This is a genomic window from Porphyrobacter sp. SLTP (assembly GCF_009905735.1).
GTDB lineage: Bacteria > Pseudomonadota > Alphaproteobacteria > Sphingomonadales > Sphingomonadaceae > Erythrobacter.
Window position 1 is genome coordinate 61,613 of sequence record NZ_JAAALE010000010.1, and the last position, 17,217, is coordinate 78,829.

The 17,217-nt window shown below is 65.9% G+C and carries 13 protein-coding genes; 10 read left to right on the top strand and 3 right to left on the bottom strand.

Annotation, left to right across the window (positions count from 1 at the left end):
• Positions 1–3: 3 nt before the first annotated feature.
• Complete coding sequence (locus GVM20_RS10155; RefSeq protein ID WP_166547083.1) at positions 4–768, bottom strand: SDR family NAD(P)-dependent oxidoreductase; 765 nt, start codon at positions 766–768, stop codon at positions 4–6.
• Between the two features lie 99 nt (positions 769–867).
• Positions 868–2,832, bottom strand: a complete 1,965-nt coding sequence (gene malQ / locus GVM20_RS10160; protein WP_166547084.1) for a 4-alpha-glucanotransferase — start codon at positions 2,830–2,832, stop codon at positions 868–870.
• Positions 2,833–3,074: 242 nt separating this feature from the next.
• Here malQ and GVM20_RS10165 point away from each other — a divergent pair, with 242 nt between their 5' ends.
• Genes GVM20_RS10165 through glgX form a run of 6 tightly spaced genes read left to right on the top strand, consistent with a single transcriptional unit; the run spans position 3,075 to position 13,825 of the window.
• Positions 3,075–5,489 carry a glycogen/starch/alpha-glucan phosphorylase gene (locus GVM20_RS10165; protein ID WP_353653138.1) on the top strand — a complete coding sequence of 805 codons (2,415 nt, stop codon included), beginning with the start codon at positions 3,075–3,077 and terminating at the stop codon, positions 5,487–5,489.
• Positions 5,486–7,648, top strand: a complete 2,163-nt coding sequence (glgB, locus tag GVM20_RS10170; RefSeq protein WP_166547086.1) for a 1,4-alpha-glucan branching protein GlgB — start codon at positions 5,486–5,488, stop codon at positions 7,646–7,648. The genes GVM20_RS10165 and glgB overlap by 4 nt, the downstream gene beginning before the upstream one ends.
• Before the next feature lie 37 nt (positions 7,649–7,685).
• Positions 7,686–8,945, top strand: a complete 1,260-nt coding sequence (glgC, locus tag GVM20_RS10175) for a glucose-1-phosphate adenylyltransferase (RefSeq protein ID WP_166547087.1) — start codon at positions 7,686–7,688, stop codon at positions 8,943–8,945.
• A gap of 19 nt (positions 8,946–8,964) precedes the next feature.
• On the top strand, positions 8,965–10,422 hold the full coding sequence (gene glgA, locus GVM20_RS10180; protein ID WP_166547088.1) for a glycogen synthase GlgA: 1,458 nt from the start codon (positions 8,965–8,967) through the stop codon (positions 10,420–10,422).
• On the top strand, positions 10,419–12,047 hold the full coding sequence (locus GVM20_RS10185; protein WP_166547089.1) for an alpha-D-glucose phosphate-specific phosphoglucomutase: 1,629 nt from the start codon (positions 10,419–10,421) through the stop codon (positions 12,045–12,047). Before glgA ends, GVM20_RS10185 begins: the two co-directional genes overlap by 4 nt.
• Positions 12,044–13,825: a glycogen debranching protein GlgX gene (gene glgX, locus GVM20_RS10190; protein WP_166547090.1), complete on the top strand. Its 1,782-nt coding sequence runs from the start codon at positions 12,044–12,046 to the stop codon at positions 13,823–13,825. The genes GVM20_RS10185 and glgX overlap by 4 nt, the downstream gene beginning before the upstream one ends.
• A gap of 21 nt (positions 13,826–13,846) precedes the next feature.
• Here glgX and GVM20_RS10195 read toward each other — a convergent pair whose 3' ends face one another.
• Positions 13,847–14,455, bottom strand: a complete 609-nt coding sequence (locus GVM20_RS10195; RefSeq protein WP_166547091.1) for an HNH endonuclease — start codon at positions 14,453–14,455, stop codon at positions 13,847–13,849.
• A gap of 142 nt (positions 14,456–14,597) precedes the next feature.
• Here GVM20_RS10195 and gluQRS point away from each other — a divergent pair, with 142 nt between their 5' ends.
• From gluQRS to GVM20_RS10215, 4 genes are read left to right on the top strand one after another with little or no spacing between them, the layout of a single operon-like run.
• Positions 14,598–15,452 (top strand): tRNA glutamyl-Q(34) synthetase GluQRS, encoded by an 855-nt coding sequence (gene gluQRS, locus GVM20_RS10200; protein ID WP_166547092.1) that lies wholly within the window; start codon positions 14,598–14,600, stop codon positions 15,450–15,452.
• Positions 15,453–15,477: 25 nt separating this feature from the next.
• Positions 15,478–15,708, top strand: a complete 231-nt coding sequence (locus GVM20_RS10205) for a hypothetical protein (protein WP_160759710.1) — start codon at positions 15,478–15,480, stop codon at positions 15,706–15,708.
• A 12-nt stretch (positions 15,709–15,720) separates the two neighbouring features.
• A complete protein-coding gene (locus GVM20_RS10210) occupies positions 15,721–16,287 on the top strand; it encodes a cob(I)yrinic acid a,c-diamide adenosyltransferase (RefSeq protein WP_166547093.1) in 567 nt (188 codons plus the stop codon).
• Positions 16,288–16,347: 60 nt separating this feature from the next.
• Complete coding sequence (locus GVM20_RS10215; RefSeq protein ID WP_166547094.1) at positions 16,348–17,217, top strand: 3-hydroxyacyl-CoA dehydrogenase NAD-binding domain-containing protein; 870 nt, start codon at positions 16,348–16,350, stop codon at positions 17,215–17,217.

Sequence of the window (17,217 nt, forward strand, 5' to 3'; positions counted from 1 at the left end):
AGATTAGAATTGGACGCGCTGGGTGAACCCGCCGTCCACCACGATGTTCGCGCCGGTCATGTAGGGCACCGCCGGGCTCGCCACGAAGACGATCGCCTTGGCGACCTCGACCGGCTCGCCGAAGCGGCCCGTGGGCATCTTGGCGAGGGTCGCATCGTAGAGCGGCTTCATGTGCTCCTCGATGATCTCCCAGTTGCCGCCCTTGTAATAGATTGCACCCGGCGAAACCGTGTTCACGCGGATGCCCTTGGCCGCATAGGCCTGGCTAAGCTGCGAGGCATAGGTGATCAGCGCAGCCTTCAGCGCGTTGAACGGGTTGGGCGCGATGAAGGTTTCGAGCGCGGCGGTGCTCGACAACATCACGATCGAGCCGGTGCCAGACGCCTCAAGGTAAGGCGTCAGCGTCTCGACCGCATAGGCCGCGCCCTTGATGTCCATGTCGAGGCAGGCTTGCCAGTCACCCGCCCCGCCAGTGCCTGAGGCGCTCGCAGTGTGAACGAAGATATCGCAGCCGCCGAGTTCCTGCGCGGCCTTTTCCAGCCACGCCTGATAGGCCTCGGTGCCGGTCGCCATGTCGAACACTTCGGCAAACACCTTGCCCGGCCCGACGGCGTCGATTTCGGCGACAGCAGCGGCGATCTTGTCTTCCTTGCGCGAGAAGAACGCGACATCCGCGCCCTCGGCCGCGAACAGCTTGAGCGCTTGCAGGCCAAGGCCGTGCGCCCCGCCGTTCATGATGACTTTCTTGCCCTTAAGTCCCAGATCCATAGCGCACCTCTCCCTGGTCGCGGTTGTGGCCCAAGGGGATAGCCGAGCTAGGGGGCGGGGCGTATCGTCAATTTTGTTGGGATGGCCCGAAAGCTGCGCCTAGCTCGCGTCTGTGCCGCCGAGAATCGCGCAGCGGTGCCGCACATGCGCGTCCGCGATCAGATCGCCGGTCGGCGCGTCGAGGCGGCGGCGCCAGTTGGGATGCTCGGTGACGGTGCCGGGCAGGTTCGGCTGCTCCTCCAGCCCGAGCAAATCCTCCAGCGCCACCAGCGCGATGGCCGCAGGCGTGCGGGCGATGTGGGCCATGGCGGCATCGACCACCGGCGCGGGATTGTCGGGCGCGGGGCGGGGGGCGGTGTGGTCGAGCGTTGACCACAAGAGCCCGCGGTCCCAGTCGCGGATCGCCTCGGCCTCGGCGCGGGTGGTGCCTTCGGGGAGGCGGCCCAGCTCCTCCGCCCAGTCGAGATCGCGCCCGCGCCACCATCCGGCGACAGTGACGGTATCATGCGTCCCGCTCATCGCGGCGCTGAGGGGCTCGTAATCAGCCGCGCCGATGAAGCCGTGATCGGCGGCGCGTTCGAACCACAGCACGCGCATGCCGAGCATCTGGCGCTCGGTCACGGCCTGGGTGAAGCCGTAGGGCGCAGTGCCGAGGTCTTCGGCGATGATAAAGGCGTTGGCGCGGTGCGCTTCAAGTGTGGCGAGGCGGATCAGGTCTTCGAAGGGGTAGCTGAGGTAAGCGCCGTCGCGCGTCGCGCCGCCTGCGGGGATGACCCAGAGCCGGGCGATGCCGAAGGCGTGGTCGATCCTGAGCCCGCCGCCTGCGGCGAGGCCCGCGCGGATCATCGCGGTCCATGGCGCGTAGCCGCTCGCGCGCAGGCCCTCGGGCGAAAAGCCGGTGATCGACCAGTTCTGCCCCAGCGGCCCGAGCGGATCGGGCGGCGCGCCGATGGTCAGCCCGTCGAGCATCGCATGGCGCAGCGACCACGCATCGCTGCCCGCCGGATCGACGCCGACGGCAAGGTCGGCGATCAGACCGACGCCCATGCCCGCGTCCTTGGCTGCAGTCTGCGCCGCCGCAAGCCCCTGCCGCGCGAGCCATTGCAGGAACAGGTGGAAGGCGATCTCCTCCGGGTGTTCGGCAGCAAAGCGGCTGGCGGCGTTGCCTTGCGGATCGTGGAACGCGGCAGGCCAATCGCGCCAGCCATGCGCACCCGCCGGGCGGAAATGGCAATCGAGCGCGTCGAACAGCGCGTGGCGGCGCAGCATTGCGTCGTCCGCCGCGGTCATCCCCGCACGCTGCGCCGGGGTGAGCGCGGCGAAGACCTTGCGCAATTCGGCCAGGCGGCGCGGCAATGCGCCCGCCCAGTCGATCAGCGGCCCGGCCTCGACCGAAGGTGCGAGCGGAGGCAGGCCCGCCAGCGCGGGATCGCCCATCGCGCCGTTGAGGAACAACCGGCTGGAGGGCGAATAAGGGCTGTATCCCACCCCATGTCCCGGAAACAGCGCGTGCACCGGATTGATTGCCAGTGCGTCCGCGCCCGCCGCGCCGAACTGCCGCGCGGCCTCGGCCAGCTCGCCAAAGGTGCCGAAGGGCGAAGGCTGCGCGCTGCGCAATGCCGGGATTTGCAACGACACGCCCCACGGGCGGCGACCGGCTGCGGCAGGCAAGGGACATTTGGCCGGAGCGACCGCCAGCTTCAGCGGGCGGCCATCCAGCACGATGTCGTAATAGCCCGGCGCATCGGGGGCCGTCAGCCGATCACCTTCAATCGCGAGCGGGCGGGTGAGGCCGTCCTCACCGTTTGCCTCGGCGCGGGTTGGGGTGAAGGGCAGGGAAATACTCGCCCCGCAATCGGCGACCAGCATCGGCGGGAGTGCAGCGCGACGCTCCTCGACTGCGACGAGGCTGCGAGCAATCTGCCGCTCGCTGCCCGCTTCATGGCCGAGGGCCGCCAGCACCTCCGCCAGCGCGTCATCGGCGACGATCTGCTGGCGGCCCTCGACGTCGGTCCATTCGCGCGCGACCCCGCAAGCCTGTGCCAGCGCGTGCAGTTGCTCCATCGCTGTCTCCGTCCGATTGGGCCTGTCCTTAGCCCGGCATCGGGCCGCATCGGCCGCTTGGCAAGTCGGACGCGGCCATCTCATGCGCATGAATACGATTGTGGCGTCACTTCTGCGATTGCTGCACACCGGCGCACCGGATTAGTGTGGTACCCACAGCCGGGGGGCACACGGGCAACTGTCAAAGTGCTGGCACATCGCCAACCCCAGCCCTTGTGGGCACCAGAAGGAGTATGCGCCGCGTGACAATTGGCCCGAACGGCAAGTCAGGGGAACTCGAAGCCCGCATTGTCGGCGCCCTGCGCCACCGCGTCGGCAAGAACGAACGCGCGGCCAAGCCGCATGACTGGTACAATGCCGCCGTGCTCGCGCTGCGCGATGACATCATTGACAACTGGTTCGCCTCGACCTCCCGCGCGCATGAGGCCGGGGCGAAGCGGGTCTATTACCTCAGCCTCGAATTCCTGATCGGGCGGCTGCTGCGCGATGCGCTGTCGAACCTCGGCGTCACGCGCGAGATGGAGCAGGCGCTGCGCGAACACGGCCTCGATCTGGCGGCGCTGGAGGAGCTTGAGCCTGACGCCGCGCTCGGCAATGGCGGGCTGGGGCGGCTGGCGGCGTGCTTCATGGAGAGCCTCGCCAGCCTCGACATCCCCGCCTTCGGCTACGGCATCCGCTACATCAACGGCATGTTCCGCCAGCGGATCGACGACGGCTGGCAGGTCGAGCTGCCCGAAACCTGGCTCGCCCATGGCAATCCCTGGGAGTTCGAGCGGCGCGAAAGCTCCTACCTCGTCGGCTTCGGCGGTGAGGTGACCAGCGATGCGGGGAAGATCCGCTGGACCCCGGGCGAAAAGATCGAGGCAACCGCAGTCGATACCCCGGTGGTGGGCTGGCAGGGCAAGCGGGTCAACACGCTGCGATTGTGGACCGCCAATGCGATGGACCCGATCCAGCTTGATGCCTTCAATGCCGGCGATCACGCCGGTGCCCTCGCCGGGCAGGTGCGCGCCGATAGTCTGGTGCGGGTGCTCTATCCGGCGGATTCGACTCCGGCCGGGCAGGAATTGCGGCTGCGGCAGGAGTTCTTCTTCTCGTCGGCCAGCATTCAGGACATCGTCCGCCGCCACGTGCAATATTATGGCGACATCCGCACCCTGCCCGACAAGGCGGCAATCCAGCTGAACGACACCCACCCCTCCGTCGCGGTGGCCGAGCTGATGCGGCTGCTCAAGGACGAGCATGGGCTGGACTTCGACGAAGCATGGGACATCACCCGCGCCACGATCGGCTACACCAACCACACCCTGCTGCCCGAAGCGCTGGAAAGCTGGCCGCTCCCCTTGTTCGAACGGCTGCTGCCGCGCCACATGCAGATCGTCTACGCGATCAACGCCAAGGTGCTGCGCGAGGCGCGCAAGGCCGGGCTGGACGATGCGGCGATTGCCGCGATCTCGCTGATCGACGAACATGGCGAGCGGCGCGTGCGGATGGCGAACCTCGCTTTCGTGGGCGCGCATTCGGTCAACGGGGTCGCCGCGCTGCACACCGATCTGATGAAGCAGACGGTGTTCGCCAATCTCCACCAGCTCTACCCCGAACGGATCAACAACAAGACCAACGGGGTGACTCCGCGCCGCTGGCTGCACCAGTCGAACCCGCGCCTCACCAGCCTGATCCGCGAGGGCATCGGCAATGGCTTCATGGCCGAGGCCGAGCAGCTTGCCGATCTTTCGAAATTTGCTGGCGATGCCGCTTTTGGGGAGCGGGTTGACGAGATCAAGCGCGCCAACAAGGTCGATCTGTCGAACCACCTGCGCGAACTGACCGGCATCCGGCTCGATCCCGACGCGCTGTTCGATGTCCAGATCAAGCGCATCCACGAATACAAACGCCAGCTGCTCAATCTGATCGAGACCGTGGCGCTCTATGACCAGATCCGCAGCCATCCCGAACGCGACTGGGTGCCGCGCGTGAAGATCTTCGGCGGCAAGGCCGCGCCGACCTATCACAACGCCAAGCTGATCATCAAACTCGCCAATGACATCGCCAAGCGGATCAATTGCGACCCCAGCGTGGGTGAATTGCTGAAGGTGGTGTTCGTCCCCAACTACAACGTGTCATTGGCCGAGCGGATCATTCCGGCAGCGGACCTGTCGGAGCAAATCTCGACCGCCGGGATGGAAGCCTCCGGTACCGGCAACATGAAGTTCGCCTTCAACGGCGCGCTCACCATCGGCACGCTGGATGGCGCGAATATCGAGATCATGGAGCGCGTCGGGCGCGAGAATATCGTGATCTTCGGGCTGACGGCGGAGGAAGTCGCCGCCCAGCGGGCCGATGGCTACAACCCGCGCGCCGTGATCGAAGGCTCGCGCGAACTGGCGCAGGCAGTCAATTCCATCGCCAACGGCGTGTTCAGCCCGGACGAGCCAGACCGGTACAAGGGGCTGATGGACGCGCTTTACAGCTCCGACTGGTTCATGGTCGCGGCCGATTTCGATGCCTATGCCGCCGCCCAGCGGGACGTCGACACGCGCTGGCGCGACCGGGCGGCGTGGCGCAAATCGGCAATCATGAACATCGCCAATGTCGGCTGGTTCTCGTCCGATCGCACGATTGGCGAATATGCGCGCGAGATCTGGGGCGTGCTGTGAAACCCCCACCAGAGGCCATTGCTGCGCTGCTGGACGGCACTCACGCCGATCCGTTTGCGCTGCTGGGGCCGCACGAAGGGCCGGAAGGCACCTTCGCCCGCGCGATTCTGCACGGGGCGGAAGAAGCCGAGGCGTTTTCGCTGAAGGGCGGCAAGCTCGGCACAATGACCCGCGTGGATAGCGCGGTGTTCGAGGGCAAGCTGCGGGGCAAGCCCAAGCCGGTGAAGTATCGCTGCCGCGGTTACGGCAACGAATGGTGGGTGACGGACCCCTACAGCTTCGGCCCGGTGCTCGGCCCAATGGATGATTTCCTGATCGCGGAAGGCACGCACCTGCGTCTGTTTGACAAGCTCGGCGCGCATGTGATCGACCACGAAGGCGTGCAGGGCGTGCACTTTGCGGTCTGGGCACCCAATGCGCGGCTCGTGAACCTTGTTGGCGATTTCAACGGCTGGAACGGCGCGGCCCACATGATGCGCCGCCGGGTCGACATCGGGGTGTGGGAAATCTTCATCCCCGATATCGGCGCAGGCACCGCTTACAAATATCGCATCACCGGCCCGGATGGCACGGTGCAGCCGCTGAAAGCCGATCCCTTCGCCTTCGTCAGCGAGCTGCGCCCCAAGACGGCCAGCATCGTCGCTCGCCCCGGCAAGCGCGAATGGGGCGACGCCGCCCACCGCGCGCACTGGGCCAGTGTCGATCCCCGGCGCGAGGCCATATCGATCTACGAGGTCCACCCCGGTTCGTGGCAGCGCGACGATAACGGCTGGTTCCTGACCTGGGACGAAATGGCCGCGCGCCTGATTCCCTACGTCACGGAAATGGGCTTCACCCATATCGAGTTCCTGCCGGTCTCCGAGCATCCCTATGACCCGAGCTGGGGCTACCAGACCACCGGGCTTTACGCGCCATCGGCCCGGTTCGGCGACGTTGAGGGCTTCGCTAGGTTCGTCGATGGCGCGCACCGTGCCGGAGTCGGCGTGCTGATCGACTGGGTTCCCGCGCACTTCCCCGTCGACGAGCATGGCCTTGCCCGCTTCGACGGCACCGCGCTCTACGAACATGAAGACCCGCGCCTCGGCTTCCACCCCGACTGGAACACCGCGATCTACAATTTCGGGCGCAAGGAGGTGCGCTCCTTCCTCGTCAACAACGCGCTGTTCTGGGCCGAGCAATATCACGTCGACGGCCTGCGCGTGGATGCGGTCGCCTCGATGCTGTACCGCGATTACTCCCGCAAAGCCGACGAATGGATCCCCAATGCCGAAGGCGGGCGCGAGAATTGGGAGGCGGTGGACTTCATGCGCGCCACCAACCGTGCGCTCTATGGCAGCCACGCCGGGGTGATGACGATTGCTGAGGAGTCGACCTCATGGCCCGGCGTCTCCCACCCCGCTTTCGACGAAGGCCCGCGCACAGCATTGGGCTTCGGGTTCAAGTGGAACATGGGCTTCATGCACGACACGCTCCAGTACATGGCGCGTGATCCGATCCACCGGAAATACCATCATCACGAGATCACCTTCGGCCTCGTCTATGCCTTCTCCGAGAATTTCGTCCTGCCGCTGAGCCATGACGAGGTGGTGCACGGCAAGGGCACGATCCTCGGCAAGATGAGCGGCGATGACTGGCAGCAATTCGCCAACCTGCGCGCTTACTATGCGATGATGTGGGGCTATCCCGGCAAGAAGCTGCTGTTCATGGGGCAGGAATTCGCCCAGCGCCGCGAATGGAGCGAGGAGCGCGCGCTCGATTGGGAGCTGCTGGACGCGCCTGCGCATCGCGGGGTTTCCGACCTGATCCGGGATTTGAACCGCCTCTACCGCCAGACTCCCGCGCTCCACGCCCGCGATTGCGAGGGTGAGGGCTTCGAATGGCTCATCGCCGATGACGCCGACAACTCGGTGTTCGCCTGGCTGCGCAAGGCGCCCGGCGAGGCACCGGTGGCTGTCATCGCGAATATGACGCCCGCGTTCCACACCGCCTACCGCCTGCCCCTTCCCCATGACGGGACATGGGCCGAAGTGCTCAACAGCGATGCCGAAATCTACGGCGGCAGCGGCAAGGGCAACATGGGTCAAGTCACAGCCGCAGACGGCGCGGCACATATCGTGCTGCCGCCGCTCGCCACGATAATGCTGCAATTCACAGGATAAGAAGGCGCAAAAGCCAGATCCACGGGGAGAGAATGGGATGATTGAGAGGACTTCGGGCAGACCGCTTGCGCGTGATGCGATGGCCTATGTGCTGGCAGGCGGACGCGGCAGCCGGTTGATGGAGCTGACCGACCGGCGCGCCAAGCCGGCGGTCTATTTCGGCGGCAAGTCGCGGATCATCGACTTTGCGCTCTCGAACGCGATCAACTCCGGCATCCGCCGCATCGGGGTGGCGACGCAATACAAGGCGCACTCGCTGATCCGCCATATGCAGCGCGGCTGGAACTTCATGCGGCCCGAACGCAACGAAAGCTTCGATATCCTCCCCGCCAGCCAGCGCGTCTCGGAAAACCAGTGGTATGAAGGCACCGCCGATGCGGTGTTCCAGAACATCGACATCATCGCCGCTCACGCGCCCAAGTACATGGTGATCCTCGCGGGCGATCACATCTACAAGATGGACTACGAATTGATGCTGCAACAGCACGTCAATTCGGGTGCGGATGTCACGGTGGGATGCCTAGTGGTGCCGCGGATGGAGGCGACCGGTTTCGGCGTGATGCATGTCGACGGCGCGGACAACATCACCGCCTTTGTCGAAAAGCCCAAAGACCCGCCGGGCATTCCGGGGGACGAGGGCATGGCGCTCGCTTCGATGGGCATCTACGTCTTCAACACCGATTTCCTGTTCGAGCAGCTGCGCCGCGATGCCGACGATCCGGCCTCCAGCCGCGACTTTGGCGGCGACATCATCCCCTATATCGTCAAGCACGGCAAAGCGGTGGCCCACCGCTTCACCAACTCCTGCATCCGCGCGGCCGAGGAGATCGAGGAGTATTGGCGCGATGTCGGCACGCTGGATGCCTATTTCGAGGCCAATCTCGACCTCACCGATACGGTGCCCAAGCTCAACCTCTATGACCGTGACTGGCCGATCTGGACCGACGCCGTCGTCGCCGCCCCCGCCAAGTTCGTGCATGACGAGGACGGACGGCGCGGCTTTGCGGTGTCCTCGCTGGTGTCGGGCGATTGCATCATTTCTGGCTCGGAAGTGCGCCGCAGCCTGCTGTTCACCGGGGTCAAGATCGGCAGCTATTCCAACGTCAACGAAGCGGTGATCCTGCCCTATTGCAACATCGGGCGCGGGGCGCGGCTCAGCAAGGTGATCATCGATTCCGGCGTACGCATCCCCGAAGGCATGGTGATCGGCGAAGACCCGGTGCTGGATGCGCAGCGGTTCCGCGTGTCGGAGAAAGGCGTGGCGCTCGTCACCCGCGACATGATGGCAAGGCTGTAGCGACAGGGGGGCTCGAAGCATGGCGATGAAAGTCCTGTCGGTCGCGTCAGAGGCGGTGCCGCTGGTCAAGACCGGCGGGCTTGCCGATGTGGCGGGCGCGCTGCCAGCCGCCTTGGCGGCGCAAGGCGTGGAGGTGACGACGTTCATCCCCGGCTATCCCGCAGTGCTGACAGCGCTCGGCAAGGCGAAGGCGGTCCATTCATGGGACGCGCTGCTGGGCGAGAAAGCGCGGCTGCTGGCGGGCAAAATCGGCGGCTATCCGCTGCTGGTGCTCGATGCGCCGGCACTGTTCGCGAGGCCGGGCGGGCCATACTCGGACGCTACGGGCCGGGATTGGGACGACAATTGGCGCCGCTTTGCCGCCTTCGCCCGCGCGGCGGCGGATATTGCGGGTGGGGCGGTGAAGGGCCGCAGCTTCGATCTGGTCCATGCGCATGATTGGCAGACCGGGCTGGTGCCGGCCTATTTGCGCCTCGCCCCGCTGACAGGCGGACGCGCGGTGCCGAGTGTCATCACCATCCACAACATGGCGTTTCAGGGTTACTACCCCGCCGAGATCTTCCCGCAGCTTGGCCTGCCGCCAGCGGCGTGGACGGTCGATGGCGTTGAGTCTTACGGCGGGGTCGGTTTCCTCAAGGCCGGAATGCAGCTCGCCGATGCGATCACTACCGTGAGCCCCACCTACGCGGGCGAAATCCGCTCGGTCGAATTCGGGATGGGGCTGGAGGGAGTGGTGCTGGCGCGATCGAACCGCGTTCACGGCATTCTCAATGGGATCGACACTGCGGAATGGAATCCGGCGAGTGATCCGCATCTTGCCGCCCAATACTCCGCAGGAAAGCTGGCCGCGCGGGCGAAGAACAAGCGCGCCGTCGAGCAGGAGTTCGGGCTCGACCGCGATGATGGCGCGCTGTTCGTGGTGGTCAGTCGGCTCACCTGGCAGAAGGGCATGGACGTGCTCGAAACCGTGGTCGATCACCTCGTCGGGATCGGTGGACGGCTGGCGCTGCTTGGTTCGGGCGATGTGGAGATTGCCAATGCCTTCCTCGCCGCCGCCGCGCGCCATCCGGGGCGCGTCGGCGTGCGGCTGGGCTATGACGAGGGCCTTTCCCACCGCTTGCAGGGCGGCGGGGATGCGATCCTGATCCCGAGCCGGTTCGAGCCCTGCGGCCTGACCCAGCTTTACGGTTTGGCCTATGGCTGCGTGCCGGTCGTCTCGCGCACCGGCGGCCTCGCCGATACGGTGATCGATGCCAACCCTGCCGCGCTCGCCGCAGGAGTGGCGACCGGCATTGAGATGAACGCCGTCACCCACGGCGCGCTCGCCATGGCGGTGAGCCGCGCGGTCGCGCTTTACGCGCAGCCAGCGCAGTGGAAGCGGCTCCAGAAAAACGGGATGACAGCGGACTTTTCATGGGGGGCGAGCGGCGCTGCCTATGCCGGGCTCTACCGCCAGTTGCTTGAGGAACAGAGATGATCACGACCGTCGCGACCACGCCGTTCGACGGCCAGAAGCCCGGCACATCGGGCCTGCGCAAGAAGGTGCGGGTGTTCCAGCAGCCGGATTATGCCGAAAACTTCATCCAGTCGGTGTTCGATGTGGCGGAACGGCCAGCCGGATCGACGCTGGTGATCGGCGGCGACGGGCGGTTTTACAACCGCACGGTGATTGAGCGGGCGATCCAGATGGCGGCCGCCAATGGCTATGCCCGTGTGCTGGTGGGGCAGGGCGGCATCCTATCGACCCCCGCCGCCAGCCACGTGATCCGCAAATATGGCGCGAGCGGCGGGCTGATCCTGTCGGCCAGCCACAACCCCGGCGGGCCGGACGAGGATTTCGGCATAAAGTACAACATCGCCAACGGCGGCCCCGCGCCCGAAGCCGTGACCGAGGCGATCTACGCTCGCACCCGGACCATCGACCGGTGGATGATGGTCGAGGGCGAGGCGGTGGACCTCGACCGGATCGGCACCTCGCAGATCGGCGCAATGGTGGTCGAAGTGATCGATTCCGTCGCTGACTATGCCGATCTGATGGAGGAGCTGTTCGATTTCCCCGCGATCCGCGCGGCGGCGGCGCAGGGGCTCTCGATCGCCTTTGACGCGATGCATGCGGTGACCGGGCCCTATGCTCATGAAATTCTCGAACGCCGCCTCGGCTTTGCGGCGGGCACGGTTCACAACGGCACCCCGCTGGAGGACTTCGGCGGGCATCACCCGGACCCCAATCTGGTTCACGCGAAGGTGCTCTACGATCTGATGATGTCCCCCGATGCCCCGGCGCTGGGCGCGGCCTCGGACGGGGATGGGGACCGCAACCTGATCATCGGCAAGGGTGTTTTCATCACGCCGTCAGATTCGCTGGCGATGCTGGCGGCCAACGCGCATCTCGCGCCTGCCTATGCCGGAGGGCTGAAGGGCATCGCCCGCTCCATGCCGACCAGCACCGCCGCCGACAAGGTCGCGGCAGCGCTCGGCATTCCAGCATGGGAAACGCCAACGGGGTGGAAGTTCTTCGGCACGCTGCTCGATGCCGGAAAGGCCACGATCTGCGGCGAGGAAAGCGCTGGCACCGGCAGCGATCATGTGCGCGAGAAGGACGGGCTGTGGGCAGTGCTGCTGTGGCTCAATATCCTCGCCGTCACGGGCAAGTCGGTAATGCAGATCGCCAAAGAGCACTGGGCGCGGTTCGGGCGGAATTACTATGCCCGCCACGATTACGAGGCGATCGAAACGGCCAAAGCCAACACGCTGATGGCGGGGCTGGAGGCATCGCTGCCGGCCCTGCCGGGACAGAGCTTCGGGCCGCTGACCGTCGCTGCCGCCGATCAATTCGCCTATGTCGATCCGGTCGATGGATCGGAGAGCCGCAATCAGGGCGTGCGGGTGATGTTCGCCTGCGGATCGCGGATCGTGTTTCGCCTGTCGGGAACGGGGACCGAAGGCGCGACCTTGCGGGTCTATCTTGAGCGTTACGAAAGGCCGGAGGGGCGGCTGGCCGAGGAAACCCCCGCCATGCTCGCTGATCTGATCGCCGCGGCCGAGGCCATTGCCGGTATCGCGGCGCACACCGGCCGCACCGCGCCCGATGTGGTGACGTGACCACAAGTTTGGGTGCGAAGGTTGCGGGCGGCAGCACCCGTTTCGCGGTGCGCGCGCCGCAGGCCGAAGCGGTGGAGCTGTGCCTGTTCGATGGCGCAGCTGAGACCCGCCACCCGATGACCCGCGCGCAAGAGGGGTGGGCCCTTGACCTACCCGGCGACCTGACCGGCGCTCGCTACGGCTATCGGGCACACGGCCCCTATGCGCCAGAGCACAATCTGTGGTTTGATCCGGCCAAGCTTCTGGTCGATCCCTACGCGCTGGAACTCGATCGCCGCTTCGTCCAGCACCCGCGCCTCGCACAATTTGGCGAGGACACCGCCGACATCGTCCCGCGCGCCATCGCAACAGGGCCGCTGCCGGAGGTGCCGCCCGCTCCTCCCCGGTTCCAGCGCGGCGGGCTGATCTACGAATTGAACGTCGCGGGCTTCACCGCGCTCCGCCCCGATGTGCCGAAAGCCCAGCGCGGCACCGTCGCCGCGCTCGCCCACCCTGCCGTGATCGCGCACCTCAAGAAGCTTCATGTGAGCGCGGTCGAACTGATGCCGATCATCGCCTGGATCGACGAGCGGCACCTGCCGCCGCTGGGCCTCGCCAATCACTGGGGCTACAACCCGGTGGCGATGATGGCGCTGGATGTGGGCCTGTGTCCCGGCGGCGTGGCGGAGTTGCGCGAGACCGTGGCAGCGCTCCACGCGGCAGGGATTGGCGTGATCCTCGACCTCGTGTTCAACCATTCGGGCGAGAGCGACATTCACGGCGGCACGCTGTCCCTGCGCGGGCTGGACCCCGCCGCTTATGCCCGCGCGCCCGATGGCAGCCTCATCAACGACACCGGCTGCGGCAATACGCTGGACTTCGCGAACCCGGCGGTGCGGCAGTTGATGATCGACACGCTCGACCATTTCGTGCGCCACTGCGGTATCGACGGCTTCCGCTTCGACCTCGCCCCCGTGATCGCGCGCGGGCCGGGGTTTGACCCCCACGCTCCGATTTTCGAAGAACTCGCCGCCCACCGGCGCCTCGCCGACCGGGTGATGATTGCCGAGCCGTGGGACATCGGCCCCGGCGGTTACCAATTGGGGCGCTTCCCGGCCAACTGGCTCGAATGGAACGACACCTTCCGCGACGATGTCCGCCGCTTCTGGCGCGGGACCGGGACGGCAGGCGCGCTCGCGACCCGCATCGCGGGATCATCCGATCTGTTCGGTGCCGATTGTCGCAGCATCAACTTTCTCGCCGCGCATGACGGTTTCACCCTCGCGGACACGGTCGCCTACGAACACCGCCACAACCACGCCAATGGCGAGGATAATCGCGACGGACATGGCGAGAACCACGCGTGGAATGGCGGCGTCGAGGGGCCGACCGACGACCCGCAAGTGCTCGCCCGCCGCGCTGCCGATGTGCGCGCGCTGCTCGGCACCTTGTTCGCCTCGACCGGCACGATCATGCTGACCGCCGGGGACGAGTTCGGTCGAACCCAGCACGGCAACAACAACGCCTATTGCCAGGATATGCCGGTGGTATGGGAAGGGCGCGACACGGCGCTTGAGGATCATGTCGCCGCGCTGGCCGCACAGCGCGCGCATTACCTCGCCTCATTCATCACATTTGCCGAGGGCGGGGCGTGGCTGTCACCCGAAGGTGCGCCGATGACGCCTGCCCTGTGGGACAATCCGGCCACTGACGGCTTCACCTTTGAGCGTCGGCACGGTGATGACCCCGCCACGCTGCGCGTCAGCCGCAGCAATCGCGCGGCGCACTGGTCACGTTGAAGTCAGCCCGCGTCAGCGCGATCACGCCTCCAGCTCGACGTCCCAATACAGCCAGTCGCGCCAGGTTTCGTGGAGGAAATTGGGCGGGAACAGCTTGCCGTGCTGCTGCAACTGCCAGCTGGTCGGACGGATCGGCGTCTGGTGGACCGGCATCGCGGCCTGCTTGGGGGTGCGGCCGCCCTTCTTCATGTTGCACGGGGCGCAGGCGGTGATGATATTCTCCCACGTCGTCCTTCCGCCGAGCCGGCGCGGGGTCACGTGGTCGAAGGTCAGATGTTCCGTGCTCCCGCAATACTGGCACTGGAAGCGGTCGCGCAGGAACACGTTGAAGCGGGTGAAGGCGGGAAATTCGCTCTGCTTCACATATTGCCGGAGCGCGATGACGCTCGGGATCTTCATGTCGAAGTTGGGCGAGTGCACTTCGCGGTCGTAGCTGGCGACAATGTCCACCCGGTCAAGGAAGACCGCCTTGATCGCGGTCTGCCACGGCCACAGGCTCAGCGGGTAATAGGACAAGGGGGTGTAATCGGCGTTGAGCACCAGCGCCGGGCACGCAGACAGGTTGCGCGTCGGGTCCTCATCAACCCCGCGGAACCGGGCAACTCTTTCGATCAGTTCGGCATTGAACACGATGCGCGTTCCTCCCTGATTGACGTGCATCCTGACGTGGCACGGCAAAGAGTCAAACCCGTTACAGGGTGGGTATCCACAGGGACGCGCTGTGGAGAGGCTGTGGATAGCGCAACAATATGTCCTGTGGCATGGGGCGACGATGCATGACCGTGTGCCGCATGTGACGCGATTTGCGCCCAGCCCCAATGGGCACCTGCATCTTGGCCATGCCTTGAGCGCCATTGTCGCGCATGATCTGGCGCGGCAAAGCGGCGGGCGGTTTCTGCTGCGGATCGAGGATATCGACGGCCCGCGCTCCCGCCCGGAACTGGCCGATGAATTCCGCCGCGATCTGGAATGGCTCGGGCTGGAATGGGACGAGGTGCCCGCACAATCGACCCGGCTCGCCAACTATGCCGCTGCCGCCGAGGCGCTGAAGGCGCGCGGGCTCATCTATCCCTGCACCTGCACCCGCAAGGAAATCGAGGAAGCGGGGGCGATGGAAGGCTCCGACCCCGGCGCGTCGGCCGGGGCAAGCGGCCTCATCTACCCCGGCACCTGCAAGCGGCAACCGCCTGACCCCTCCCGCCCCGCCGCGTGGCGGCTGGACGCGACGAAGGCGATGGCGGAGACCGGCCCGCTGATCTGGGAGGACGCGCTCGCCGGATCGCAAGCGGTCGACCTCTCCGGCCTTGGCGATGTCGTGCTGGTGCGCAAGGACCTGCCCGCCAGCTACCACCTCGCGGTGACGCTCGATGACGCGGCGGACGGCGTGACGCTGGTGACGCGCGGGGCCGATCTGTTTGCAGCGAGCCACGTGCACCGCACCCTGCAGGCCCTGCTCGGGCTCCCGGTGCCGCGCTGGCATCACCACCCGCTATTGCTCGACACAGATGGCGAAAAACTTGCCAAACGCCGGGGATCACCGGCCTTGGCAGAGCGGCGCGCGGCGGGCGAGGATGGGCGAATGCTTGCCGAGCAACTCAGGTTGCAACATTTGTCACTTGGAACCTAGCGCGCAAGCGTCCATTTAGAGACGCATGAACTATGTCCTCGTGCCCGTATTGCTTGTCCTCATGGGACTGGTGGCCTTTTCGCTGATCAAGGGGATCGTCGCCTTCCTCAAGACGACCAAGATCGACCTTGAAACCGGCGAAGGCTCGACCGCGACTGATATGCAGCTCGCCCAGAACAAGGCGATGTTCGCGCGTATCAAATATCAGGCGCTGGCAATCGTGGTGGTGGCGATCATCATGGCAGCATCGCGCTAAGCCCTTCGCCCCATGGTCAAGCTGAACCGCATTTACACCCGCACCGGGGATGATGGCACCACGGGCCTCGTCGATGGCTCGCGCTGTCCGAAGCACTCCGCGCGCATCAACGCGATGGGGCTGGTGGACGAGGCGAACAGCGCGATCGGGCTCGCGGCGGTGCTGATGTCCGGCGCTCCGGGCGCTGACATCACCCGTATCCAGAACGACATGTTTGATCTGGGCGCCGATCTGGCGACGCCGGGCGAAGATTTCGCGCCGTCGGAAATGGTGCTGCGCATGGTGCCGTCGCAGGCCGAATGGCTCGAAGCGCGGATCGATGCCTTGAACGAGAAGCTTCAGCCGCTGACCAGCTTTATCCTGCCCGGCGGGACCGAACTTGCCGCACGTCTGCACGTCGCCCGCGCCACCACCCGCGCGGCAGAGCGGGCCATGGTGATGCTAGCCGCCGAATTGCCCGTTAATCCGGCGGCGCTGGCCTATATCAACCGCCTGTCGGACTATCTGTTCGTACTCGCCCGTGTGGTGAACGATAACGGCAAGCGCGATGTGAAGTGGGTCCCCGGCGCTAATCGCTAGCTTTTGCCTGAGCCCGTCGCTAACAGCGCGGCCAATTGCTGCACTTGCGAAGGACACATCATGCGCACCATCGCCGTCATCGGGGCCGGACAAATGGGCACCGGCATCGCCCAGACGATTGCCGCCAACGGCATGAACGTGATGCTGACCGATGTTGACCTCGCCCGCGCCGAAGCGGGGAAGGCCAATGTTGAGAAGGCGCTGGTCAAGCTGATGGGCCGCGGCAAGATCGAAGCAGCGGAGGCCGAAAGCCTGCTCGCGCGCATCACCCCTGTCGCCGATTACGCCCCTTTCGCTGAGGCCGACCTCATCATCGAAGCCGCGACCGAGCGTGAGGAGATCAAGAACGCGATCTTCGCAAACGCTGGCAAGGTGCTCAGCGAGGGCGCGATCATGGCGTCGAACACCTCATCGATCCCGATCACTCGCATGGCCAACCACTCGCCCGATCCGGCGCGGTTCATCGGGTTGCACTTCTTCAACCCGGTGCCCGTCATGGGGCTGATCGAGGTCATCCCCGGCCTCGCGACGGCGCAGGACACCACGGACCGTGTGACTGCCTTTGCCAAGGGGCTGGGCAAGGAAGTGGTGCTGAGTCAGGACGAACCCGGCTTCGTCGTCAACCGCATCCTGTTGCCGATGATCAACGAGGCGGTGTTCGTGCTCGGCCAGTCGACGGCGGGAATCGAGGATATCGACAAGGGCTGCCGCCTCGGCCTCAACCACCCGATGGGGCCGCTGCAACTCGCTGATTTCGTCGGGCTCGACACCTGTCTCGACATTATCAACGTGCTCTACACCACCACCCGCGACAGCAAGTATCGCGCGGCGCCGCTGCTGGTGAAGTATGTCGAGGCCGGCTGGCTCGGCCGCAAGACCGGACGCGGGTTCTACGATTACACGGGTGAGGTTCCGGTGCCGACCCGCTGA